The following is a 24422-nucleotide window of genomic DNA, read 5'->3' on the forward strand; positions in this document are numbered from 1 at the left end:
GCCCGCTTTGCTGTTTATTCGCTGGCTTCGTCAACCAGATAGACGATGGAATAGTAGGGGATGCCGCCGTGCAGCGAGAGGCCGATCTGGCAGGTGCGGCTGGATGAATAGCCCACCTCGCAGGTGCTTACCTGCATGCGCAGGCCCTTGAGCGCGGCCTCGTTGAGTTCGGGATGGGTAAAGCCCCTGTCGCCCGCCCAGCCGCAGCAGTTGATGCCGTCCGGCACCACCACGGTTTCGGCGCACTTGCGGGCCAGTTCTTCCAGCTTGCCCTCAAGGCCCATCTTGCGCATGGAGCAGGTGGCGTGCAGGGCCACGGTTTTGGGCAGCTTTTTGAGCTTGAGCGTATCCATGAGATTCTCAAGGATAAACTGCACAGGCTCCATGAGCTTGATGCCGGGGTCGAGGGTCTGCTTCATGTGCAGCAGGCAGGGGCTGGTTTCGCACAGCACAGGGTATTCGCCATTGTTGCTGGCCTGCCTCAGGGCCTTTTCCAGCTCCTGCTCTTTCTTGTGGGCGGCGTCAGCGAGGCCCTTGCTGGCAAAGGCCATGCCGCAGCACAGCTTGTCCAGATTATTGGGCAGAATGACGTCATACCCGCCCTTGAGCAGCACGCTGATGACGGCTTCCGGCTCTGTACGGCGGTCGCTGTGCTCCTCGCCGGGGCCCATGTTGCGGGCGATGCAACTGGGGAAGTAGACGACCTTCTTGGCGTTGCCCGAGTACGGGGTGGGCAGATAGACCGAGCCCCCGCCCTTGGGCATGTTTTTGTTCCACAGTGGCACCTTGTTGAAGGTCAGGCAGCGCAGGAGGCGCGAGCCATCGCGCATGATGGTGGTGCCAAGGGCGCGGTGCAGGGCGTCCACGCTGTTGAGCGCAATGGACATGGCCTTGCAGGTTCCCGCAAAGTGGTCGGCAATGGTTCCGGCAATGCTCTTGCCCATGGAACCGGCGTCCTTTTTGCGCAGGCTCTTGATGAAAACGCCCGTATCCACGCCTGCGGGGCAGCGCGGGCGGCACAGGCTGTCTGTGGCGCAGGTGGCCTTGCCCATGTATTCGTAGCCCTTTTGCAGCGTTTTCAGCTCGCTGCTTTCAGGGGCAACCTCGCGCAGGCGGCAGATTTCGCGGTATACGGTGATGCGCTGGCGCGGCGTGAGCGTAAGATCGCGCGAGGGACAGACAGACTCGCAGAAGCCGCACTCCATGCATTTGTCCACCAGTTCGTCGGCGGGGTGCAGGGGCTTGAGATTTTTGAGATGCCCCTGCGAATCGCTGTTGAGCAGCACGCCGGGGTTGAGGATGTTCTTGGGGTCGAGCAGGCTCTTGATGCTCTTCATGATGGCGTAGGCCTGACTGCCCCACTCCAGCTCCACAAAGGGCGCGATGTTGCGGCCAGTGCCGTGTTCCGCCTTGAGCGAACCATCGTATTTTTCCGTAACCAGCTTGCAGAAGTCTTCCATGAACCCCTTGTAGCGGGCCACTTCTGCCGGAGCGCCAAAGTCCTGCCAGAAAACAAAGTGCAGGTTGCCGTCGCGCGCGTGACCGAAGAGCGGAGCCACCGTGTAGCCGTGGCGGGCAAAAAGTTCCTGCAGGTCTGTGGCGGCCTCGCCCAGCCTGTCGAGGGTGAAGGCCACGTCTTCAATGACAATGGAGGTGCCCACGGGCCGCATGCCGCCCACCGAGGCCAGAATGCCCTTGCGGATGAGCCACAGCTTGGTGAATTCTTCGGGTTTGTCGGTAAAGGCGTAGGGCCGCACAAAGGTCACGTTGCTGAAAGCCGCATTGATGGTGGCAATGTTCTTTTCAAGCTGTTCGTGGGTGGCGGCACGGGTTTCCACAAGCAGGGAACAGACGTCGTCGTCCAGGGTTTCCAGCCCTTCGGGCAGGCCGGGGGTGCCTTCCACCGAGCGCAGGGATGCCCTGTCCATAAGTTCCGCAGCAGCAACGGGCAGAGTTGCCACGGCAGAAGCCAGATCACAGGCGGCCTTGACCGTGGGCAGGAGCAGCAGGGCAGAGGCCTTGAAGGGGGCCTCCTCCACCGTGCGGTAAGTCACTTCGGCGATAAAGCCCAACGTGCCTTCGGAGCCGACCATGACATGCTGCAAAATTTCAAAGGGATCTTCGTAATCCACCAGAGCGTTGAGGCTGTAGCCTGTGGTGTTCTTGATCTTGAACTTGCGGCGGATGCGGTCGGCAAGCTCGGGATTGTCCATGATCTGTTTGCGCAGATCGGCAAGGCCGTTGAGAATATGGGCGTGGGTTCTGGCAAAGGCGGCGCGGCTTTTGGCGTCCGCCGTGTCCAGCAGGGTGCCGTCTGCCAGCACCATGCGTGAGGAAACAACGGTTTTATAGGAATTGTCAGACGTGCCGCAGCACATGCCGCTGGCATTGTTGGCAAAAATGCCGCCGATAAAGCAGCTGTCGATGGAGGCCGGGTCAGGCCCGATTTTTTTGCCAAATTCCGCCAGAATCTTGTTGGCCCCGGAGCCGATGATGCCGGGTTGCAGGGTGATGCGCTCGGCGTTTTCGCCCACGCGCCAGTTACGCCAGCCCTTGCCTATGCGCACAAGGACGGAATCGGACACCGCCTGACCGGACAGGCTGGTGCCTGCGGCGCGAAAGGTCACAGGCACGCGCATGCGGTCGGCCAGGCCCACCAGTTGCACCACTTCGGCCTCGTCCAGCACGTCAACCACGATCTTGGGGATCAGGCGGTACACGCTGGCGTCTGTGCCGTAGGCCAGCATGCGCAGGGGATCAGTATGGATGCGGTCTTTGGGAATAAAGTCCAGAAGGGCTTGTTTGAATTCTTTGTAGGGAGAAGCAAGCATGGACAAACCTCCGTGGCGGTTCATGCCGTCATTGGTTGGGCGCCTGAAACAGCGCTGGGCGGGGAATTGCTGCCGTTGAAACCTGGATGGGAACCCTGGCATTTCTGCAAATGCCGGGTATGCTGATCTGGAGATGACAATGGATTAACAATAACAATTATCGGGGCGGATGGCTACTGTTTTGCTGGCAAAAAGCACTTCGGCCTGCGCAATCCTTGTGCCTCTGTCGCCCCTGCGTTACAAAAAAGAAAAACAGTTTGCTGATTTGATTTACAGCATTCCAGCGTCTGCCGTTGGGGTCGCTGGCGTTTTTGCGTATCGGTTTGAACATGCGGGATGTTACGGTCTGATTTTTTATGGAGGTTCCATGAAGCGGCTGATCGTCTTATGCTGTGTTTCCCTGGCCCTGCTGCTGCCGCAGGCTGTTCTTGCCTGCACTACCTTTATTGTTACCAAGGGGGCCAGCGCTGATGGCTCCGTGATGGTAAGCCATTCTGACGACAACGATCTCAACGACCAATCCATTGTGTATGTTCCGGCCCGCGACTGGCCGGAAGGCGCGCAGCGCCCCGTGTATGATTCCGCCGTGGCGGTGAAGGAAAATCCCGCCACCAACACTTTTCTTGTCCCCCGCCTTTCCGACCCCAAGCGCGCGCCGGGCTATAACCACCCGGATACGCCGCGCACGATTGCCATCGGTTTTATCCCTCAGGTGCGGCACACCTTTGCCTATATTGACGGCAACTACGGCATCATGAACGAGCATGGCCTCATGTTTGGCGAATGCACCGACGGGGCGCACAATACCTGCACGGCAGAGCCGGGCAAGCGCATTTTCTATTCGTCCGAACTGGCGCGCGTGGCGCTGGAGCGCTGCAAAACAGCCCGCGAGGCCATTGAGCTGATGGGCACGCTCATTGAGCAGTATGGCTACTACGGAACGGGCGAAACCCTGCCCGTTGCCGACAAAAACGAAGCATGGGTTATGGAAATGGCCCCCTCCCCTGCGGGAACCGGCGGCCTGTGGGTGGCCCAGCGCGTGCCGGACGGCCAGTTTTTTGTGGCGGCCAACGAATTTCGCATCCGCGACATCACGCCCGGCAACCCCGACCAGATGTACGGCAAAAGCCTGTTTGCCACGGTGGACAAGTACAACATGCGCAGCCCCAAGGACGCCTCCAAGCCTCTGGACTGGCTGACCACTGTGAGCGATGGCGAATATAACCACCCGTATTATTCGCTGCGCCGCGTGTGGCGGGCGCTCTCTCTGGCGGCTCCTTCGCTGAAACTACCCGCCTGGGTGGAAAACGGCGCAACACGCGCCTATCCTTTTTCCGTCAAGCCGGACAAGCTGCTGAGCCTGGACGACATCAAGCGCATGCATCGCGACCACTACGAGGGAACGGAATTCGACCTCACTAAAGGCACTGCGGCGGGGCCGTTTGGCAATCCCAACCGCATTATCGGCCCCAAGGATCCCAGCGGCGACGTGAGCCCGACCACCAAGCTTGAAGGCGCGTGGGAACGGCCCATGGGCATGTATTATGTGGGCTACACGACCATTGCGCAGTATCGGCCCGATGTGCCGGAACCGCTCGCGCTGGTGTGCTGGGTTGCGCTCGCTCCGGCGGCGGAATCTGTCTTTGTGCCGCTGGCGGTCGGCCCCATGCCCGCAGGCTACGAACAGGGCGACACCCGCCGCTTTGCCAATGATTCCGCATGGTGGGCCTATTCTCTGGTGAGCGATTACGCCAACATCCGTTACGACCTGATCTCTCAGGAGATTCAGACCAAAGCCGCCAGCATGGAAGCCGCCTTTGCCGCCCGCGTAGCAGGGCTGCAAAAGGAACTGGCCCCCAAGGCGGCATCATCCCCGGCGCAGGCGCAGGCTGCCTTTGCCAAGGCCCTGCGGGCACAGGCAGAGGGCGCGTTGCGCGACTGGCGAGAATTTTTCCCCCAACTGGTGGCGCGGCACTGTCAGGGTTTTCTCAACAGCCCGGACAAAATGGCCCAGAACATCGGCTATCCCGATGCATGGCTGCCCCGCACCAACTATTCCACCGGCCCGGTCTCGTATAAAAAGCCCCGGCAGTAGGCTTCGCAATCTGCCAGATAACTCAGGAGGATGCATGTATGTACTGTAATCGTCGGCGTTTCCTGCAATCAATGGCTGTGACTGGCGCGGGCCTGTGCCTGTCCTCGCTCACATGGGCAGGCTTTGACCCCCTGTGGAAGCCTGGCTCCGTGTGCGCCAATCCCATTGACGTGACAGTGTTCGAGATGTTCAAGATCGGCCCTGGCCCTTCCAGTTCACATACCATTGCGCCCATGTCGGCGGGCAATGATTTTATCCATCTGTGCGCCCAGTTGCCGCAGGAGCAGCTTGCCCAGGCGGATGCCGTCAAGGTGCACCTGTACGGCAGCCTCTCGGCCACGGGCAAGGGGCACGGCACTGACCGCGCCGTGGCGGCGGGCCTGCTTGGGCAAAAGCCCGATGAATGCAAGGCCGAATTTCTGGACAACCTTTTTGTAAAGCCGGACGACACTCGCACGGTAGTGCTTGGCCCGGCCCGGATTCCGCTCAAGGATTCGGACGTGATCTTTGAGCAGGGCACCATCGAGGCCCCGTTCAGCAACGTGCTGATCATCGAGCTGCTGGGCAAGGGCAAACAGCTTGCCTCGCGCGAATACTATTCCGTGGGCGGCGGATTTTTGCAGTGGAAGGGCTGGAAGGCACCGGACAAAGGCAAGCCCGTGCATGCCTTTGATTCCATGAACGGCCTGCTTGAAATCGTGAAGACCACGGGCAAGAGCATCCCGCTCATTATGCTGGAAAACGAAATGTCCATCACCGGGCAGTCGGAACAGGACATCCGGCAGGGCGCGCAGCGCATCATCCACGTGATGGACAGTTGCGCCGCCACAGGCCTCGGGCTGGAAGGCAAGCTCAAAGGGCCATTTGGTCTGGAGCGCCGGGCCAAGCTCATGCTGGAGCAGGCCGCCAGCTCGCCGGAACCAGCGGACGCCTTTGCGGCGCGGCTGTCGGCCTACGGGCAGGCCGGGTCGGAAGAAAACGCCATGGGCCACCCCATTGTAACCGCGCCCACGGCGGGTTCCGCAGGTGTTATGCCTGCGGTGGTGCACATGCTCATCAAGGAGCGCGGCAAAACAGAGGCCGACCTTGTGGACGGTCTGCTGGTGGCTTCTATGGTGGGTACGCTTGTCAAGCGGCACGCCAGTGTGGCGGGCGCGGATGTGGGCTGTCAGGGCGAGATCGGCTCGGCCTCAAGTATGGCGGCTGCCATGCTGTCGCAGGTCATGGGCGAAACGCCCGATGTGGTCGAAAATGCGGCGGAATTTGCGCTGGAGCACCACCTGGGCATGACCTGCGACCCTGTGGGCGGCTATGTGCAGATTCCCTGTATTTCGCGCAACGCCATGAGTTCCGTGAAGTCGTGGAACGCCTGGATGATGGCCCGCACCGGGCAGGGCACCAAGCACCCTGTGGGGCTTGATCTCTGCATCCGCACCATGAACCAGACAGGCCGCGACATGAAGGATGACTACCGCGAAACCGCGCGTGGCGGGCTGGCTTTGTTCTATACACAGGGGTGTTAAGGCAAAATGATTAGCCCCGCAAAGCAAACTACTTTGCGGGGCTAATTTGACATCAAGCTGGTTTGTCCGCGCCAAGTTCTTGTTCGGGGGGGGATGAGGGGACAGAGCGCTTTTTTCCTGCTCCCGCTAGTGCTTTTGCTGCAAGGTTTTTTACTTGCTCTGAAAAATTGGGGGCAATCTTTAAGGCGTCTTTAATTAGATCAGATGTAAGCAGCTCGTGCCAAGGACTTCCTGGGGTAGTTGTTTCGACTAGCCGTAAGGGCAGCTCGTCAAAGCGAGTCAGTGCAGATGAAAGGAGACGTGTTTCCATATCTTTGTCAAATTGGGCGGCTTCTCTTCTAAATCCTTCATAGGCAGAAGAAATTGATGCTTTAAAAGCATAATCTTCGGCAAGTCTAAATCGTTGGCCAATTTGTTTTGTTGATAACCATGCAAACCAAACTGGGGCTCCTACAGAGAGGAGGGCGAGAAGAATATTCAACGTTATCGCTGGCGAGGAAACTTCGGGTTTTAAGACTATGTTGGAAAGCTCGTGGAGTCTGCCTGATCCAAAATATCCGCCAGCAGCAAGCGAGAGAATAAGCCCTACAACCCACACCCACATAGAAGAAGATAGCTCTTTGGAGCGCTTCGCAAAGGCTGCGGCTAGTCCAACACTTGTTGCAGCTGCATAGGCTGTTTCACAACGGGCAAGGACAGACTTTGATTGTTCAACACTAATAGCCAGTGCTTGATCGTACTTATGAGAACGCTCTTTAATCTCCTCAAGAGTACTGCAATCCTTGTTAGCACCGTTAACAAGGGTAGCTAGTTGTTGCCTTGCCTCTGCCAATGAAGCTAGGTCGGTAGGAAGTTGATCTGCAGCAGAATGAGCGTGCTCAATCTCTTGAATCATTGTTTCTAATAACGCCGCTCGGGGCGTCAAGTTATCAATTTGCGCTTCAATAGCTCTAAGTCTGTTGCGCTGTTCTTTAATTTTTTTTTGTATTTCAGCTGGCGCGTTTGGCGTCAAAATTGGTGACAATGCCCGCTTCAATCCGTCAAGTGTGTGAATAAACGCCGGTACGGCTGAAGATGCAGACCCCCAAATGTTGGGGACGGTATGTGCTTGTAGGTATTGAAGTCTAGGGAGGTATGTTTCAAGCAGTTTATTATGTTCGCCAAGGTCATCAACTCCTTGGATGTCAATTAAGTTATATATTTCTTTGACATATGAGATTAATTCGCTTTTTGAAAGGCCGGGAAAACTCCAATTACTTTGGGCAGTAGAAAAAGGCGTGTCATTTGGAATTGTAGCTTGAAGTTGAGTAATAAGTCCCTTTAGGGACTCTTGGATGGCTTGTAACGTTTCGTGCATCCGCATCTCCTTTACGGCATGATAAAACTGCAAACTTTGGGGCTTCGTATAAACACAAATGGCAGAAATTTAGCGTATGCGCTCCATACAGCGCTGGAGTGAAACAAGCTTTGTCTTGATGACATCCGTATCCATCAGAACCCCCGTTCCAGACTTTTTTCAATGATTCTTTGGCGCAGCGGTTCCATGTCCGCCTGATCAAAAAGCATGCGCTTGAGCAGCATGGCATGGGCGGTGTCTGAACGTTTGAGGGCCAGTGTGCCTGTGGTCAGCACCTGACGTAAAATCAGCCCCCAGGCCGTAGAAAGATCAACAAGGTCAACCTCGCGCTTCACAGCAAGGCTGAGTTCTGCCATGAGTTCAAGCCGCACCTCGGGCGAGAGGTGGGATGCCGCAAGTACGGCCACGTCCACATCGCTGTCGGGCCGCAGCGCGTCACGGGCTGCGGAGCCAAACACGAACGCCAGCTGGATTTCAGGATGGGGCGCAAGCGCTTCTGCTATTTGTTGGGTGAGGGCGGTTGTCATGCTGCGTTCCAGTATTGCGGTGGTTGATGCAACATAACAATCAATATGCGGGATGACCAGCGTGCGTGCGCCCTGCCAAAACAAAAGAGCTGAAACCCGTAAAGGTTTCAGCTCTTTTCTAATCACGTACAAGCAAACTGGCGGAGGGGGAGGGATTTGAACCCCCGGAAGGCTTACACCTTCAACGGTTTTCAAGACCGCCGCGATCAACCGCTCTGCCACCCCTCCGCAGAGGTGTTTTCTCCGGCTTTATGCAGTGGCGGCCAAAAAGCTGCGTACATGGCGGGAGAAAATATCGACGGCGCGATTACCCTGTGTGAAGGCAATAGCGCCGCCGAAAAAATGTGTCGCTACGCCACTTACTTAATGGCGTCTTTCAGGCCCTTGCCGGGCGTGAACTTGGCAACCTTGCTGGCAGGAATGGTGATTTCCTTGCCGGTGCGGGGGTTGCGACCCTTGCGGGCGGCGCGCTCAACTACCTTGAAGCTGCCGAAACCGGTGAAGGTCACGGATTCGCCAGAGGCCAGGGCTTCGCGCAGCGAGGCCACCACGGCGTCAAGAGCTTCTTCGGCTTTGGCCTTGGTGGGCAGGCCGGCTTTGGCATGGATCTTTTCTACGAGCTCAGCTTTGGTCATGATGCTACTCCATAAAGGATTTCGGTTATTCCCTGCAAGCCGGATCGGGTAGACATGCCAGAAGTCTGGTGCCGGGGCCCGATTCGCCGCACTCAAATGAAACAGCCGCAAAAAAGCCGCCAAGGCTTTTTCACGTCATGGGGGAATCGTAAGCAAAACCGCTTCTACAGCGGTCAGAACTTTTGTTTCCTTACGTTAGGGGCGGTTTCCTGTCAACGAAAAAGCGCAGAATCCCGCGTCTGCTCTAGCTTTTCACGAAATACCGTTTGGGCAAACAGGCCCAATACAAGAGTCTGCCCCTTACTGGAAGTTTTTTATCTGTCCGGAAATAATGATTAAAAATGCTGTTATAGATCGACCAGGCAAACTTCGTCATCGCTGAGGTTGCGGCCCAGAAAAAGGCTGCCTGTCCGGGCAAAGCGGGCGGCATTATCTGTGGTCAAAAAGCGGTAGTGCGCGCCGCTATCCGCAGGCTGCAGCAGGTTGGTGGCCCGCAGCTCGTCAGCCACGCACAGTGCCGTGGTGGCGGCAGAATCCACTATGCGAACCTGCGGCCCCACCACGTTTTGCAGTGCTTCCTGCAACAGTGGAAAATGCGTGCAGCCAAGCAGCAGGGTATCGGGTTCCAGATTTCCTGCGGGGGCGGCTCCCTCAAATGGAAAAATGTCGGCCAGATAGCGCCTTGCAACGCCTTCCACAATGGGGCCGTTCATCCAGCCTTCTTCGGCAAGGGGTACAAACAGGGTGCAGGCGCGCCCGGTCACAACGGCGTCAGGCCGGATGCGGGCAATGGCCTTCTGGTATGCGCCGCCGGAGATGGTGGCCTCTGTCGCCACTACAACTATATGACCGTTGGCGCTGGCTGCGGCGGCCGCCTGCGCGCCGGGATCCACCACGCCCATGACCGGCAGCGGGGCAAACTGCTCCCGCACTGCGGAAAGCGCCGCAGAGGTAGCCGTATTGCAGGCAATAACGAGCATTTTAACGCCCAGGTCCACCAGCTTTTGGGCGGCCTTGAGCGTATAGCGCGTTATAGTGTCGCGCCCCTTGGTGCCGTAGGGCAGGCGGGCGGTGTCGCCAAGGTAGAGCAGATCTTCGCCGGGCAGACATTCTGCCAGAGCCTTGAAAACCGTGAGGCCGCCCATGCCGGAATCAAACAGGCCAATGGGCAACCGGGAAGAATCATTCATTGCAATTTCCTTTACAGTGCCGCGCGCGATACTGCAAAACGCGCGCCTTGGGGGCTTTGCTGCCTGCCAAAACAGACGAAGCGCCTCCGGCGCTGCCCTGCGGCAGGTCGAAAGCGCTCCGGCCAGAAAAACTCCGGGCGGCAGCGGCGCTAGAAACCTTGGCCCAAATAGCGCACGGCTGTAAAGAGCAAAACTGCGGTCAAAAGGGCCTTCAAGGCAAGGGAAGGCACAAACTTCTGGCAACGCGCCCCGGCATACATGCCGCACATGCCGCCAAGGCCCACCAGAACGCCCATACGCCAGTCGGGCGCAACGGCCATATCCGGGTAAAAGGGCGCGAGCAGGGCGTAAAACGACACGCCCGCCACGGATGTTACAAAGGTGGCAAAGAGCGTGGAGCCTGCAACAACATAGACAGGCAGCCCGAAAAACGAAACCAGAAACGGCGCCATAATGGCACCGCCGCCGATGCCGTAGATGCCGCCCACAAGCCCCACCACAAGGCTCAGCAGCACAAGTGCGCGGGTGGCGACAACATACTTGGTTTCCTGAAACACAAAGGCCACTTCCTTCATATTCCAGTAAAGAACGTGGCAGCACATGAGCCTGCCGTTTTTGTCCTCGCAGGTGGGCATGTTCTCTTTCTTTTCCTTGCGCGCCCACAGCGAGGCCCTGCCTTGCCATGTGGTCATGGCCATGCGCCCGCCAATGTACAGCAGCACAAGGCCCGCAAAAATTTTAAAGCTCTGGGGGTTGGGCAGCAGATTGATGCGCACGATGGCCCCTATAAACACGCCCGGCAATGTGCCGAGGGCAATGGTAAAGGCCAGCGGCCACACAAGCCGCCCCTCGTGCCAGTAGCGCCATACGCCCGAGGGACAGGCCAGCACGTTAAAAAACTGGTTGGTGGCGCTGACGCTGGGGTTGGTATAGCCCAGAACGCTCATCTGGAACGGCAGCAGCAAAAAAGCGCCCGAGATGCCGCCCATGGATGTGAAAAAAGAGATGCCAAGAGCCACCGCAAAAGGAACAAAAGGGTTGCACTCAATGCCTGCAGTGGGAAAATACATGCTGGCCTCCTGCGCAGATGGCGTGGTAACTATTATAAAATATTAAAAAAATTCTTTGCATGGGAAGTTATGATGTTCACGGTTTCTATAATAACCGTGAACATTGAAATTGTCACGCCATTCCGCAAAAGGTTTACCGCCGCCGCTTGCTGGCGCGCGGATTTTTCCTGCGATGCCGGGGCATCATGCCAGCCTGCGCGTTGCCTGCGCACCGGCAAAAAGGTATGATGCAGCTTTCAAAGCCACTAGCCGCCAATCCCCCCACGGCAACAACAAGCAGAGGATGCACCATGCTGGCCATTCTGGACTACAAGGCAGGCAATCAGACGAGCGTGCGCCGCGCCCTTGAACATTTGGGTATACCTTGCGCCATCACGGCGGACCCCGCAACACTGGAACGCGCCCACGGCATCATTTTCCCCGGTGTGGGCGCTGCCGGGCAGGCCATGCGCGCCCTGCACCCCACGGGTCTTGACGTGCTGTTGCGCGAGTGCGTCAAGCGCGGCCAGCCCCTGCTGGGTATCTGTCTGGGCTGCCAGATTCTGCTTGACCGCAGTGAAGAAAACGACACCACAACCCTTGGCATTGTGCCGGGCCTGTGCCGTCGTTTTGAAGACAACATGCGCGAAGAGGACGGCACGCCCGCGCCCATCCCGCATATGGGCTGGAACAGCCTGAAGGCGACCGCCCCCTGCCCTCTGCTCGCGGGCGTTGCCCCCACGGCGGAATTCTATTTCGTACACGGCTATTATGTGGAGCCGGACCCCACCTTTGTGATCGCCACCACCACCTACGGCAAGGAATTCTGCTCCGTATACGGGCGCGACGGCCTGTGGGCCACACAGTTCCACCCCGAAAAAAGCGGGCGTCCGGGGCTGACAATTCTGCGCAACTTCTACGACTACTGCGAGGCGCGTCATGCTCAGTAAGCGAGTGATTCCCTGCCTGGATGTGCGCAACGGCCGACTGACCAAGGGCGTCAAATTCGTGGGCAACGAAGACATCGGCGATCCGGTTGAAACCGCGCGGCGGTACTATGAGGAAGGCGCGGACGAAATCGTGTTTTACGACATCACGGCCTCTGCCGAGGCGCGCGGTATCTTTATTGATGTGGTGGAGCACGTGGCGGAGCAGATTTTCATTCCCTTTTCTGTTGGCGGCGGCATTTCAAGCGTGGCAGACATGCGCGCCGTGCTGCTGGCCGGGGCGGAAAAGGTTTCGGTCAATTCGGCTGCGGTCAAGGATCCGCACATCATCAGCGATGGCGCGGATGCTTTCGGTTCCCAGGCTATCGTGGTGGGCATGGACGTGCTGGCTGTTCCGGTAAGCGCAGAAATCCCCTCGGGCTATGAAATCGTCATCCACGGCGGCCGCAAGCGCATGGGGCTGGATGCCATTGCCTGGGCGCGCCGCTGTCAGAAGCTGGGCGCTGGCGAACTCTGCGTCAATTCCATTGATGCGGACGGCACCAAGGACGGTTACGAACTCAAGCTGACCCGCGCCATAGTCGATGCCGTGTCCATACCCGTGATTGCTTCCGGCGGTGCGGGCGAGCCTCGCCACATGCTCGAGGCAGTTACCGAAGGCGGGGCCTCTGCTGCGCTGATCGCGTCCATTGTTCACTACGGGCAGTATTCCATCCGGCAGTGCAAGGAATATATGGCCGGGCACGGGGCCAAGGTGCGTATGACCTGGTAGGCTCGGTCCAAGGCTTGTGTGGCCTTTTGCCGCATCAAGGGTGGAAGATATGAGTAAAAATCTTTTCCGCGCGGATCAGGTTCCAGCTGCGCTTGCCGCTGTGCTGCGCGATCTGCCCCGCCTGGCGGTGGCTTTTTCCGGCGGGCTGGACAGCCGTTTTTTATGCCACGCGGCCCTGTTGTGCGGTTGCGACGTACTGGCCGTGCATGTTTACGGCCCGCACATTCCACCGCAGGAAAGCGCCGGTGCTGCCGCCTGGGCGCGTGAGCGCGGCCTGCGCCTGCATACGGCGCGGTTCGATCCTCTTGCCCTGGCGGGGGTGGAGACCAACAGCCCCCAACGCTGCTACGGCTGCAAGACGGGGCTGGTGGCTCTGCTGCGCGGCGAGCTTGCCCCCATGGCGGAAGCTCATGACCACGTGCTCTGCGATGGCACCAATGCGGATGATTTGCAGGCCTACAGACCGGGCTTGCGCGCGCTTGAAGAAGGCCGCGTGCGTTCCCCCCTGGCCGAAGCCGGGCTGACCAAGGCGCTAGTGCGCGAGGCCGCCCGCGCCACTGGGCTGGACAGGCCGTGGCAGTGCGCACGGCCTTGCCTGCTGACGCGGCTGGCCTACGGCATGCGGCCCGAGGCCGGCACTCTGGCGCGTCTGGCGGCGGCGGAGGCCGATCTTGCGGCTTTGGGTGCAACCGCCTCTGCGCAAGGGGAGTCGCAACATGTTGTGCTGGAGGAGGACAGCGTGAGCGCGCTGGGGGATTTTCGTCTGCGGCTCACGCCGGAGCCTGTGTTGCAGGCTGAAAAACTGCCGGAAAAACTGCTCCCGGAATTGCGGAACATCCTGATCCGTCATAGTTTCTGGCCGTGCGGGCTGGAGGCTGGCGACAATATCAGCGGCTTTTACGATGCGGGCGACAGCGCCGGAAGGCACTAGGCGAGGCAGATTTTTTCCGCCTGCGGTCAGTGTTTTCAGCCCGGAATGTGGCTCGGGACTGGACTTTGCCGATCAAAGAGCATATGAATACCCACTTATATTAACGGGGCTTGCCCCTGGAGGGAATCATGGCACATAAGAAAATTGAGCGTAAGAAAGAACTGGATCGCCGCCGTAAGCGCCGTGAAGAGCGTCTGAAGCAGCGCGTGCGCGAAGCCAAGGCTGCCAAGGCCTAAGCTTCGGACACGGGAAACCGGCGTTCCGACGGCTGCGGATTGACGCGCCGTCACATATGGTGCTCGGCCCGGCTGCCTCCTGGCAGCCGCGCGGGGCGCAAACAAGTAGCAGCGGTCAGCACGGCAGCATGCCGTGTCATGGCCTTTTTAGTGTTACCATGCCTATCTACGAATATCAGTGCCCCAAGTGTCAGCATACGTTTGAGGAATGGGTCAAGGCATCGGAATCCCACGGGCAGGAACCCTGCCCCAAGTGCGGTGAGCCTTCGCCCCGCATCATGTCGCACACATCGTTCGTCCTCAAGGGCGGCGGCTGGTATGTGAGCGACTACGGCTACCGCAAGGGCGTCAAGGAAGAAGGCGGCTCAACTGCCTCCTCCTCCGACACATCCGGCGGTTCCTCCGCCCCCGCTTCCGGCGGTACGGCAGGCGAAAAAGCCTCTGCATCTGCATCCGATTCTGGAAACAGCGCCGCCAAGGCGGCCTCCGCCCCTACGCCAACCACAGGGTCCGCAGCGTCGGCACCCACCAAAGCCGCCAGCTCGGCTTCATGAGGCAGCCATGATTGATCGCTACACCCGTCAGGAAATGGGCCGTATCTGGACCCTTGAAAACCGCTATCAGGCATGGCTTGATGTGGAAGTTGCCGTTTGCCGGGCCTGGAGCGACATGGGCCGCATCCCAGCCGCCGCGGTGGAAAATATTCAGGCCAAGGCTTCCATTGATGTGGATCGCATTCTGGCTATTGAAGAAGTGACCCGCCACGACGTCATCGCCTTTTTGACCTCGCTTGAAGAAAAGGTTGGCGCGGAAGACGCGCGCTACATCCACCTGGGCTGTACCTCCTCCGATATCGTGGATACAGCCAACGCCCTTCTGCTCATGCAGGCCGGGCGCCTGATCCTCAAGGACATCCGCGCGCTCCTGACCGCCATTGAAAGTCTGGCTCGCCGCCACAAGGGTGTGCTGTGCATGGGCCGCACGCACGGCATCCACGCGGAACCCACCAGCTTTGGGCTCAAAATGGCCGGATTCTACGCCGAGTTTGAGCGGCACCTTGCCCGGGTTGAAGCCGGGATTGAAAGCGTGCGCGTGGGCAAAATCTCTGGTGCTGTGGGCACCTATGCATTTTTGTCGCCCGAGCTTGAGCAGCGCGCTCTGAGCTATCTTGAACTTGAGGTTGATCAGCACTCCACCCAGATCATTCAGCGCGACCGTTACGCCCACTTCTTCACCTCGCTGGCCGTGCTGGCTGGCGGCGTGGAGCGCCTGTGCGTTGAATTGCGCCACCTGCAACGCACGGAAGTGCTTGAGGTGGAAGAAGGCTTTGCCAAGGGGCAGAAGGGTTCGTCGGCCATGCCGCACAAAAAGAACCCCATTTCGGCAGAAAACATGAGCGGTCTTTCGCGCCTTTTGCGCACTAACGCCCTTGCCTCGCTGGAAAATCAGGCCCTGTGGCACGAGCGCGACATCAGCCATTCTTCAGTGGAGCGGGTCATTATGCCCGATTCCACCATCCTGGCCGATTATGTGCTGAGCCGCCTCACCAAGCTGCTTGAAGGGCTGGTGGTCAAGCCCGAGCGCATGCGTGAAAATATGGAACGTTCTTACGGCCTGTATTTTTCGCAGCGTGTGCTGACGGCCCTTATTGCCACCGGGCTTCCGCGTCAGCAGGCTTATGAAGCCGTGCAGCGCCTTGCCATGCAGAGCTGGGAAAGCCGCATGCCCTTCCCCGATCTGGTGCGCAACGATGCCGACATGAGCGGGCGGCTGGGCGCAGCTGCGCTGGCCGAGCTTTTTGATCCTTCGTACTACCTGCAGCACGAAGACGAAATTTTTGCCCGGGTGTTCAAGAACGCTGCGGCCAACAAGGCGTAAGGAGCTGTCATGCAAACCCTTTCTTCTGAAGAACTGCTGGCTCTCAAGCGCCGCCTTGCCCGCCTGCTGGTAGAAAAATCATACCGCGAGGGAGATTTTGTGCTGGCATCAGGCCGCAGAAGCGATTATTATTTTGATTGCCGCGTCACGGCGCTCCACGCCGAAGGATCGTGGCTTATAGGAATTCTCTTCAACCACATGCTCCGCGAGATGGACATCAAGGGTGTGGGCGGCATGACCATGGGTGCTGACCCGCTGGTTGCAGCCACCACTGTCATCTCGCACGAACAGGGCAGGCCGTTGAACGGCCTTTTGGTCCGCAAGGAAGCCAAGGGGCACGGCACAGGGCAGTTTGTTGAAGGGCTGGGCAATTTCTGCGCGGGCGACCGCGTAGCCATGCTTGAAGACGTTGTTACCACCGGCGGTTCTCTGCTGAAGGCCTGCGATCGTATTGCTGATGCTGGCCTGTCCATTGTGGCGGTTTGCGCCATCCTGGATCGGGAGGAAGGTGGCCGGGAAAAGCTCCGTGAGGCGGGATATGACCTGCTTGCGCTCTTTACCCGTGCGGAATTGGTGGACCTTGCGCGTTAAGGTCCCCACCGACCCGCGCGCCTTGCCCCAGGTGGCATTGTCGCAATGCTTGATGGGTTCTGCGGCCAGTTCCATTGTCAGGCCCATGGTCAGTTGTCTGGCCAATTGCCTTGTCAGATGCATGGCCCTGGGGCTGCTGATGGCCTTTGGCATTGGTTGTCCCCTCGCCGCTCCACATCTGGCGCAGGCCGAAGAATGGCAAGCCTCTCTGTACAATGAGGGGCTTCCTACGCATTTGGTGGCTGTGGACAAAAAGCGCCAGACCTTCATGTTTTTTGAGAAAAAAAGCCCCCTCAAGCTCAAATACACCTTTCCCTGCACCACAGGCCAGTTGCCCGGCGACAAGCAGGCGCTCAACGATCTGCGTACGCCCGAAGGCATCTACTTTGTGGAATATAAAATTGCCAGCGGGCTGGATTTCAAGGAATACGGCGGTATTGCCTATACCCTGAACTATCCCAACCCCGTGGATCGTCTGCGCGGCAAAACCGGCCACGGTATCTGGATTCACAGCAAGGGTTTTGGCATTGAACCGCTTTCCACACGTGGCTGCGTAGCCATCGGGCTTAAGGAAATCGACGAGGTCGGGCCGCAGCTGACGCCTGGCACGGCAGTGGTTCTGGCCGAAAAGATGGACGAGACCGCCCAGCCCCGGCCCGATAGCAGCACCGCCAACGAATTGCGCCGCCTGATGCAGAACTGGAGCAACGCCTGGGCCTCCCGTTCGGTCAAGATGTTTGATTACTATAATCCCGATGCCTATTCCAAGGCCATGACGGAAAATTTCACGGCCTTCCGGCAGAACAAGGAGCGTCTGTTCAAGTCGCTTCGGTTTATCAAGATTTTCAATCGCAAGATCAACGTGCTGGAAGGGCCGGGGTATTGGGTAACCTGGTCAGAGCAGCTCTATACGGCATCCAATCTTTCCACAGAGGGTGTGCGCCGCTTGTACTGGCAGCGCGGCAACGACCAGAAGTTCCGCATTGTTGGTATGGAATGGACACCACGCGATCTGGGTATGCGCGCCGATTTTCAGAAGGGCCAGCTTGTGGCCGAAGCGCCCTTGCAGCAGGTCAGCGATGCTTCCTCCGAAGCTCCGCAGCGCCCCCGGCTGGATATGCCCGAAGCAGCGCCTGAAAAGGCGGAGGCAACGACCCTTGCCGCGCCGCAACCCTCGCAGGACAAAACCGTTACCGCCAAGGCTGGTCAGGGCGACAAGCTCATGGCGGCCAATGATCCGTTGGTGCCCCGCCGCAGCAATGCGACACCTCCGGCAGAAGTAAACTGGGGTGCGCGCCCCGCAATGGAAGAAGCGGCCCGCAGCGAGGCGGAATCCGCCCCCAAGGGCGCACCTGCCAAGCCTGCCGATCAGGCGGCAAAACCCGCCGTGGTCCAGCAGGCTGTTAACTTGCCTGCACCAACGTCTGTTCAGGCTCCCATAGCAGCACCGGCACAAGCCAACGCTCCCGTGGCAGCGGCAGCGCAGCAGCTGACCCTTACGCCGGAAGTTCGCGCCGCACTGGAAAAGGCCGTGCAGGCCTGGAATGCGGATTTTGCCGCGCGTTCGACCAACATCGCCTCCCTTTACGATCAGGCCAAGTACAACCGCGAAGCCGGAACCCCTCGGGGATATTCCTACAATTCGACCATGCGCGAATTTGATCGCCGCTTTGCCGTGCCGTGGCTGCGCCTCATAAGCCGCAAGCCCAAGTTCGAGATCCAGGGTTCACTGGCGGTGAGTCATTGCGAGCAGCTTGTGGTGGCCCCCAACGGTATGGAGCAGGGCGTGCGTTCCTTCTGGTGGAGCCGGGACGACAAGGGCGGTTTCCGCATTGTTGCCTCGCAGTTCAAGCCAGAAGAACTTGGCCTTGCTGCGGATTATCTGGATCAGGTCAGCGACGCCGCCAGCGCTATGGTTGAAAAATGGCGCAAAGCCTGGGAAGCTGGACGTCTGGACGAATACATTGAATACTATGCGGACGATGCCATCCAGCAGGGGCGCTGGGGCGCAAAGAATATTCAGAAGCAGAAGGAACTGCTCTGGCAGCGCGTGCAGCCCACCTTGGTTCAGATCACGGGCCTGCGGCTGGTGGCTGACAAGCAGGGCCTGCGCGCCGACATGAATCAGGTCTACGCCGACAGCTCCGGTCACACTGACCGGGGCACCAAGACCCTTTTGCTGCGCTTTGACGGCAAGGGCTGGCGTATCGCCCGCGAGGACTGGGCACCTCTTGGCGCTCCCGTTGCTCCCATCGGAGAGGCAGGTCAATAGGGTCTTCTGCCGTCTTGTCTCTTTGGACAGTGGGCTGAGGCTGGTCAAACAGTTTGCCCCGTTTTATGGCGAGGTATCATAACAAGGTGTTGTGTGTGGCCATCCCGAAATTTCAAACGCCAAAGTTCGTGAGGACCGTTTGAAGTACCGCGAAAATCTCAGCATAATCCTGATGCGGGATAACGGCCCCAGGCACAGCTATCGAGTGCGCAGGGGGCGGTTTGTGGCGGCCCTTGGGGTGATGGCCTGCCTGCCCGTGGCCTGCGCTGTTCTGGGATGGCTGTGCTGGACTATGTGGCAGCAGAACGTGCAGTTGCGGGACAATATGCTGCGCTTTGAAAGCGATTCGCAGACGGCACAGGCCAATGCGGAGCGGCTGGAACACCTTGAAGAACTGCTGCGCGAAGAAAATATCCCAGGCCGGGAGCTGGTGCTGCGCAGGCTCAGCACTGGCGGTGCCGCTGCGGAAGCACCGGGTGAAGGCCCCGCAATTACTGGCGGGGCAGCGGCGGCAGACAAGCCTCAGGCCGGGCCCAGCGATGCGGCCCGCACCACGGAAGGGCCGGGGCATGAGGACTTTCCCTCCATTGACCTTGATTACGTCAAGGTAGGGAATGTGCAAGTGCGTGAAATCAGGGGCGGCAAGCTGCGTGTCGCACTGGATCTGCGCAATACTGACAGCCAGAAGATACTTTCTGGCATGGTCAGCGGCACGTTGCTGACAGCTGATGGCAAAAAATATTCTCTGCGCTTTGAGCCCGAAGATGTGGGCAGTTTTCGTATCAGCCGGTTCAAGCGCGCCGTCATGGTTGCTTCTGCCGAGCACCCCATGAGCCTCACCAACGCCCAGGTCATTCTTGAAGTGCGCAGCCAGGAAAATGGCGTTGTGTTCCGCAATATTTACGCCGTTGAGCATTAAAGCGAATTTCAACATCCGTTGCCGATGCACCCTGAGTAAGGGGTGCTGCTAACCGGCCTCTGACCAGGAAAAAGCGGGCCGGGGCCTTGGCATTGCGAGGCCTTTGTGGCTGAAAGTTCCACCCTGTTGTGCTATTTTGCCACCATCCACGCGGCCTGGCCCTGGATGCGGCAGACAGAAGACGGCAACGGCGCTCTGGGCCGTGCGCAATTTGTGCTGCCCCCGCCAGCCTCCCATGCCCCCACATCGCTCCCCTCCCCTCTGGGAACTGCCAGCGCATGGCTTGTGGTTTTTGACGAAGCCCCTGTGGGGTTCAGCACCACAGTGCCCCGTGAACGGCGCATCCTCTTTGTCACCGAACCGCCGGAAATCAAAAAATATCCCCGTTCCTACCTCGGTCAGTTCGGCACGGTGGTGTCGCCTTATGACTTGCGTGGTGTCGAGCGACGCAGCATGGTCATCAGCAACCCCTGTCTGAGCTGGCACTACGGCGTCGAACGTTCATCAGGAAAAAATATAAGTAAATTCAGCAGTCTTAATGAATTGCGCACATTTCCTATGCCAGAAAAAACAGGCTTGATTTCCGTAGTCTGTTCCACCAAGACGGCAACGTCGGCACAGCGCGCACGACTTGCACTGGTACGTATGCTCAAAGAGAGGCTGGGGGACGCGCTGCATGTGTACGGGCGCGAATTCAATCCCGTGGATGACAAAATGTCGGCCATTGCGCCCTACAAGTATCATGTGGTGCTTGAAAACAACTACCTCGACAACTTCTGGACAGAAAAACTGTCCGATGCCTGGCTCGGCTGGGCGCTGCCGCTCTATCTTGGAGCACCCAATCTTGGCTCTGTTTGCCCCGCACCCGGATTTGTGCCCTTGCCGCTCGGCGATCTGGAAGCCTGCGCGCAGAGCATCCTGTCTGCAATCAAGAGCCGTTTGTGGGAGGCCCGGCAAGCAGAGCTGGCTCTGTGCCGCAACTGGATGCTGGAAACCACCAATGTTTTTGCCCACGCTGCCCGGATGATGGAAACAGCGCCGGATTATTGCCGCAGGCTGCCTGCGCTAGGCAGATCGGAGCCCATATTTGGCGCGGGGCGCAATGATGTGGCCGCCTTGTACAGGCTGGTGAGGGGGCAAGGCAAGTGAGTTCGTCCAAGCCAGAAATCACTGTGGCAATGCCCGCCTATAATGCCGCCGCTCACCTGCTTGAAGCGATAGATTCCATCCTGGCCCAGAGCTTTGAAGACTTTGAGCTGCTGGTGATTGACGATGGCTCCACAGACAATACCCTTGCCCTCGCGAAGTCCTTTGACGACAAAAGGATTCGAGTTGAGCTGCTGCCATCCAACAAGGGGCGGGCCACAGCGCGCAATATGGCGCTGGGCCGTGCGCGGGGTCGGTATCTGGCCTGGATGGACGCGGACGACATTGCCATTCCCCATCGACTGCAAGCGCAGCATGCCTGCCTTGAGGCGCAATCCAAGATTCATATCTGCGGTGCTGGCGTGCAGTATTTTGAGCAATCAAGCGCACTTGAGCTGTTTCCCGAGCAGCCGGGCGCAGCACGAGCCGCCACGCTGTTTGGGGTGCCTGTGCCCAACTGTTGCGTCATGGTGCGGCTGGACGCGATGCGCGCCTTTGGCTTACGCTATGACGCCACCCTGGCAAGGGCAGAGGACATGGCCTTTTGGGCCGATGCCCTGCTCAAGGCCGGATTGCAGGCGGTCAATTTGCAAGAGCCGCTGCTGCACTATCGTTATGCGCCAGCAGCCCATGCCCGTCAGTGGCACATGCGTGCACTGCTTGGGCATGTGTTTCCTCCGCTGGGTATCCGGGCGACAGGCGCACAGGCGGCACTGCATGCAGGGCTGATCTATGGCGGGCCTGCAGAGCCGGAAGCAGCGCTGCGCTGGCTTGATACCCTCTGGCAGGTCTGGACAGCCCGTTATGGGCACGATGAATATATGCAACGCCATATGCTTGTTTTTATGGCGCGCATTCTGCGCGAAGCCTCGCCGGATGCAGCACAGGCGGATCGGGCAGGCAGGCTTTTGCGTACACTTTCGCTCGCCGCGCTGGCAAAAAATATCTGACGCTTGCGCCCCGGCCCTGCGCTTTGGCCGCCCGCGCGTTTTTACAGTCAGGAGGATTACCATGCACGATTTTACGTACTACACGCCCACAAGGGTGGTTTTCGGCAAAAATACAGAGCAGCAGACCGGCGCACTCGTCAAAGCCTGCAAATGCCGCAAGGTGCTTATCCACTTTGGCGGGCAGAGCGCCCTGCGTTCGGGCCTTGTGGACAGGATAAAAAACTCTCTTCAGGCCGAAGGACTTGCCTTTGTCACTCTTGGCGGCGTCGTGCCCAACCCCCGGCTGTCGTTGATCCGCGAGGGCATTGAACTGGCGCGCAGTGAAAGGGTGGATTTTGTGCTGGCAGTGGGCGGCGGCAGCGTCATCGACTCGGCCAAAGCCATTGCCTACGGTGCCGCCAACGAGGGGGACGTGTGGGATTATTACATGGGCAAGCGCAAGCCGGACGCATGCCTGCCCATTGGCTGCGTTGTGACCATCGCCGCCGCGGGCAGCGAGATGAGCAGTTCGACCGTTGTGACCAACGAGGAAAACGGCTTCAAGCGCAGCTTCAAGACGGATATGGCCCGTCCGGCCTTTGCCGTCATGAATCCGGAGCTGACCTTGTCGCTGCCGCCCTTTCAGACGGCCTGCGGCTGCGTGGATATTCTCATGCACACCATGGAACGCTATTTCGGGCATGGCTCGAACATGGACATAACGGACAGCATCGGCGAGGGCCTCATGCGCGTGGTCATGCACCACGCCATCGTGCTGCGCGATGACCCGGCCAACTACGATTCCAGAGCCGAAGTCATGTGGGCTGGCAGCCTTTCGCACAACGGCCTGACCAGCTGCGGTTCGGACGGCGGCGACTGGGCCACGCACATGATCGAGCACGAGTTGAGCGGCATGTTTGACGTGGCCCACGGTGCGGGGCTGTCTGCCATATGGGGCAGTTGGGCCCGCCATGTGCTGCCCTTGCGGCCTGACCGCTTCGCCCTGTTTGCAGAAAGGGTCATGGGCGTTGCCCCGGCGGAGACGGAAACCATCACGGGTCTGCGGGGCATTGAGGCCATGGAGCGGTTTTTCCGCTCTCTGCGCATGCCTACCTCGCTGAAAGAGCTGCATCTTGCGCTCACGGATGCGCAGATTGCCGAAATGGCCGATAAGGCTCTTGTGGGCAAAACCCACATTGGCAGCGTAAAAAAACTGCTGCCGCCCGATATTGTCGCCATTTTTGCTGCCTCGCGGTAGGAGAGACTGTCGGAGAAAGCATTGTTGGCCCGTTTCAGGCCGGGGTAACCAGACTGCCCCGTCTGAAACGGGCTTTTTCCGGCCTTGGGCCGGGGACATTGAGGCAGCCTGCGGGCTGTAAAAGCGACATCAGGAGCCAGCCATGCATGATGCATTTGAAGGCCGTATTGACGTAAAGTTTTCGCGCGCGGTGGCTACAGGCGTTACCGGCAACTGGGCCTTTGCCGCGGGCACGGTACTGCTGGCGCTTCGGCGGCATAATCCGGGAATGGAGGCCGACATCATCGTTTTTTGTGATGACTCCCTACTGGAAACCGATGCCGCGATATTGCGCAACCTTGGCGCGCAACTTGTGCCTTTTACGCCTGTTCCCGCAGAGCTGACGCCGGAGGCGCTGGAGGTTTTTTCACCGCTCAGTTTGGCAAAATTTGACTGCTTTGACTTGCTGCAACGTTATGCGTCTGTTGTATGGCTTGATGCGGATGTGCTGATTCAGGACAGTCTGGAAGAGCTTTTTGATTGCGGCCCCCTTGGGCTGGCGCTTGAAGATCCGGAGTTTTCCGACCCTCCGGGGGCCAAGCCTGCGCAGATCAATCTGCACGAACCCATTGAGGGGTTTGACGGCGGCGCAAACAACCTGAATTCGGGCGTCATTGTATTCCGCAATGATTTGCCAGCGCCGGACGCCTTGCGGCAGGGGTGTCTGGAATTTGTGTGCCGTCACGGCGCAAGGTTGCGTTACCCTGATCAGGCGGCCTTTAACCTGCTGGCACAGATGCTGCTGCGGCAGTATCCGCAGAGCGTTTTTCAACTACCCCAGGGGTTCAATACGCATCCGCGTAATCCGGCGGCGGCCTTTGCGCCAGTGGTGCATGCCTTTGGAGCGTACAAGCTGTGGAATGACGGCCTCACCGCCACCTGTTTTCCTGAATGGCAGCGTGATTATGCCCGCTGGCAGCGCCTTGGCGGCAGCCCCTATGCAGGAACAGTGGAAAATGCTGAGTTTCTTGAGGGTGGCGCGTTTTCACTGCTCGGGGGGCTTTGCGGCACCATTGAAAAAGCCGAGGCCGCCATTGCCGAATTGCAGCAGAAGCTGGAAATGGAAACCAGAGTTCGGGCCAGACTCGAAGCTGTGGTCAGCAGGCTCGGGTGAGAGATGCAACGTCCCTGGTACGGTCAGCGGGCTGCGCCAGCCGTTTGCAAAATGGGCGGCGCAGCCATGAGGGTAAGAATTTGCCGTACCAATAATGCACGGCGCGTAAGCGCGTGCATCAAAAAATGGCAGGAGTGGCGAGAAAACATTTCACGCAGGGCGGCTGTAGTGCCGTCTCAGATC

Annotated in this window: 20 protein-coding genes and 1 tRNA gene; 14 read left to right on the plus strand and 7 right to left on the minus strand. The window is 58.9% G+C overall.

Features of this window, described 5'->3' with window-relative positions; all coding sequences use genetic code 11:
* Nucleotides 1-14: 14 nt before the first annotated feature.
* Nucleotides 15-2831, minus strand: coding sequence for an FAD-binding and (Fe-S)-binding domain-containing protein (locus tag G449_RS0109550; RefSeq protein ID WP_022659091.1), 2817 nt, complete (start codon nt 2829-2831; stop codon nt 15-17).
* Between the two features lie 367 nt (nt 2832-3198).
* Here G449_RS0109550 and G449_RS0109555 point away from each other — a divergent pair, with 367 nt between their 5' ends.
* Nucleotides 3199-4926, plus strand: a complete 1728-nt coding sequence (locus G449_RS0109555; protein ID WP_034605514.1) for a dipeptidase — start codon at nt 3199-3201, stop codon at nt 4924-4926.
* 38 nt (nt 4927-4964) lie between these two features.
* Nucleotides 4965-6449 (plus strand): L-serine ammonia-lyase, encoded by a 1485-nt coding sequence (locus tag G449_RS0109560; protein ID WP_245559851.1) that lies wholly within the window; start codon nt 4965-4967, stop codon nt 6447-6449.
* 52 nt (nt 6450-6501) lie between these two features.
* Here G449_RS0109560 and G449_RS16695 read toward each other — a convergent pair whose 3' ends face one another.
* The 6 genes from G449_RS16695 to G449_RS0109590 all read right to left on the minus strand — a co-directional run bounded on the left by G449_RS16695 (nt 6502) and on the right by G449_RS0109590 (nt 11228).
* Entirely contained in the window at nt 6502-7806 is a 1305-nt protein-coding gene (locus G449_RS16695; protein WP_022659094.1) for an AAA family ATPase, read from the minus strand.
* A gap of 134 nt (nt 7807-7940) precedes the next feature.
* Nucleotides 7941-8333 carry a type VII toxin-antitoxin system MntA family adenylyltransferase antitoxin gene (gene mntA, locus G449_RS0109570; protein WP_051135422.1) on the minus strand — a complete coding sequence of 131 codons (393 nt, stop codon included), beginning with the start codon at nt 8331-8333 and terminating at the stop codon, nt 7941-7943.
* A gap of 138 nt (nt 8334-8471) precedes the next feature.
* A tRNA-Ser gene (locus G449_RS0109575) sits at nt 8472-8561 on the minus strand.
* Between the two features lie 131 nt (nt 8562-8692).
* Entirely contained in the window at nt 8693-8968 is a 276-nt protein-coding gene (locus G449_RS0109580; RefSeq protein ID WP_022659096.1) for an HU family DNA-binding protein, read from the minus strand.
* A gap of 347 nt (nt 8969-9315) precedes the next feature.
* Nucleotides 9316-10158 (minus strand): glutamate racemase, encoded by an 843-nt coding sequence (gene murI, locus G449_RS0109585; RefSeq protein WP_022659097.1) that lies wholly within the window; start codon nt 10156-10158, stop codon nt 9316-9318.
* Between the two features lie 149 nt (nt 10159-10307).
* Nucleotides 10308-11228 carry a sulfite exporter TauE/SafE family protein gene (locus G449_RS0109590; RefSeq protein WP_022659098.1) on the minus strand — a complete coding sequence of 307 codons (921 nt, stop codon included), beginning with the start codon at nt 11226-11228 and terminating at the stop codon, nt 10308-10310.
* A 290-nt stretch (nt 11229-11518) separates the two neighbouring features.
* Between G449_RS0109590 and hisH the strand changes: the two genes are divergently transcribed.
* The 12 genes from hisH (at nt 11519) to G449_RS16705 (ending at nt 24239) form a co-directional block, all read left to right on the plus strand.
* Nucleotides 11519-12157, plus strand: a complete 639-nt coding sequence (hisH, locus tag G449_RS0109600) for an imidazole glycerol phosphate synthase subunit HisH (RefSeq protein ID WP_022659100.1) — start codon at nt 11519-11521, stop codon at nt 12155-12157.
* Entirely contained in the window at nt 12147-12926 is a 780-nt protein-coding gene (hisF, locus tag G449_RS0109605; RefSeq protein ID WP_022659101.1) for an imidazole glycerol phosphate synthase subunit HisF, read from the plus strand. The genes hisH and hisF overlap by 11 nt, the downstream gene beginning before the upstream one ends.
* A 49-nt stretch (nt 12927-12975) precedes the next feature.
* Nucleotides 12976-13857, plus strand: a complete 882-nt coding sequence (gene larE, locus G449_RS0109610) for an ATP-dependent sacrificial sulfur transferase LarE (RefSeq protein ID WP_022659102.1) — start codon at nt 12976-12978, stop codon at nt 13855-13857.
* A gap of 394 nt (nt 13858-14251) precedes the next feature.
* Nucleotides 14252-14647: an FmdB family zinc ribbon protein gene (locus tag G449_RS16700; RefSeq protein ID WP_034605518.1), complete on the plus strand. Its 396-nt coding sequence runs from the start codon at nt 14252-14254 to the stop codon at nt 14645-14647.
* Between the two features lie 7 nt (nt 14648-14654).
* Nucleotides 14655-15971 (plus strand): adenylosuccinate lyase, encoded by a 1317-nt coding sequence (gene purB / locus G449_RS0109625; RefSeq protein WP_022659105.1) that lies wholly within the window; start codon nt 14655-14657, stop codon nt 15969-15971.
* A 9-nt stretch (nt 15972-15980) separates the two neighbouring features.
* On the plus strand, nt 15981-16562 hold the full coding sequence (gene pyrE, locus G449_RS0109630) for an orotate phosphoribosyltransferase (RefSeq protein ID WP_022659106.1): 582 nt from the start codon (nt 15981-15983) through the stop codon (nt 16560-16562).
* Nucleotides 16552-18834, plus strand: coding sequence for a L,D-transpeptidase family protein (locus tag G449_RS0109635; protein WP_245559852.1), 2283 nt, complete (start codon nt 16552-16554; stop codon nt 18832-18834). The genes pyrE and G449_RS0109635 overlap by 11 nt, the downstream gene beginning before the upstream one ends.
* A 139-nt stretch (nt 18835-18973) precedes the next feature.
* The gene (locus tag G449_RS0109640; RefSeq protein ID WP_022659108.1) at nt 18974-19753 is read left to right on the plus strand and encodes a hypothetical protein; all 780 of its coding nucleotides are present in this window, start codon (nt 18974-18976) and stop codon (nt 19751-19753) included.
* A gap of 105 nt (nt 19754-19858) precedes the next feature.
* Nucleotides 19859-20902, plus strand: a complete 1044-nt coding sequence (locus G449_RS0109645; protein ID WP_022659109.1) for a glycosyltransferase family 10 domain-containing protein — start codon at nt 19859-19861, stop codon at nt 20900-20902.
* On the plus strand, nt 20899-21849 hold the full coding sequence (locus G449_RS0109650) for a glycosyltransferase family 2 protein (protein ID WP_022659110.1): 951 nt from the start codon (nt 20899-20901) through the stop codon (nt 21847-21849). The genes G449_RS0109645 and G449_RS0109650 overlap by 4 nt, the downstream gene beginning before the upstream one ends.
* 61 nt (nt 21850-21910) lie before the next feature.
* Nucleotides 21911-23086: an iron-containing alcohol dehydrogenase gene (locus G449_RS0109655; protein ID WP_022659111.1), complete on the plus strand. Its 1176-nt coding sequence runs from the start codon at nt 21911-21913 to the stop codon at nt 23084-23086.
* A gap of 142 nt (nt 23087-23228) precedes the next feature.
* Entirely contained in the window at nt 23229-24239 is a 1011-nt protein-coding gene (locus tag G449_RS16705; protein ID WP_022659112.1) for a glycosyltransferase family 8 protein, read from the plus strand.
* Nucleotides 24240-24422 lie beyond the last annotated feature (183 nt).

This window comes from Desulfovibrio desulfuricans DSM 642, assembly GCF_000420465.1.
Lineage (GTDB): Bacteria > Desulfobacterota > Desulfovibrionia > Desulfovibrionales > Desulfovibrionaceae > Desulfovibrio > Desulfovibrio desulfuricans.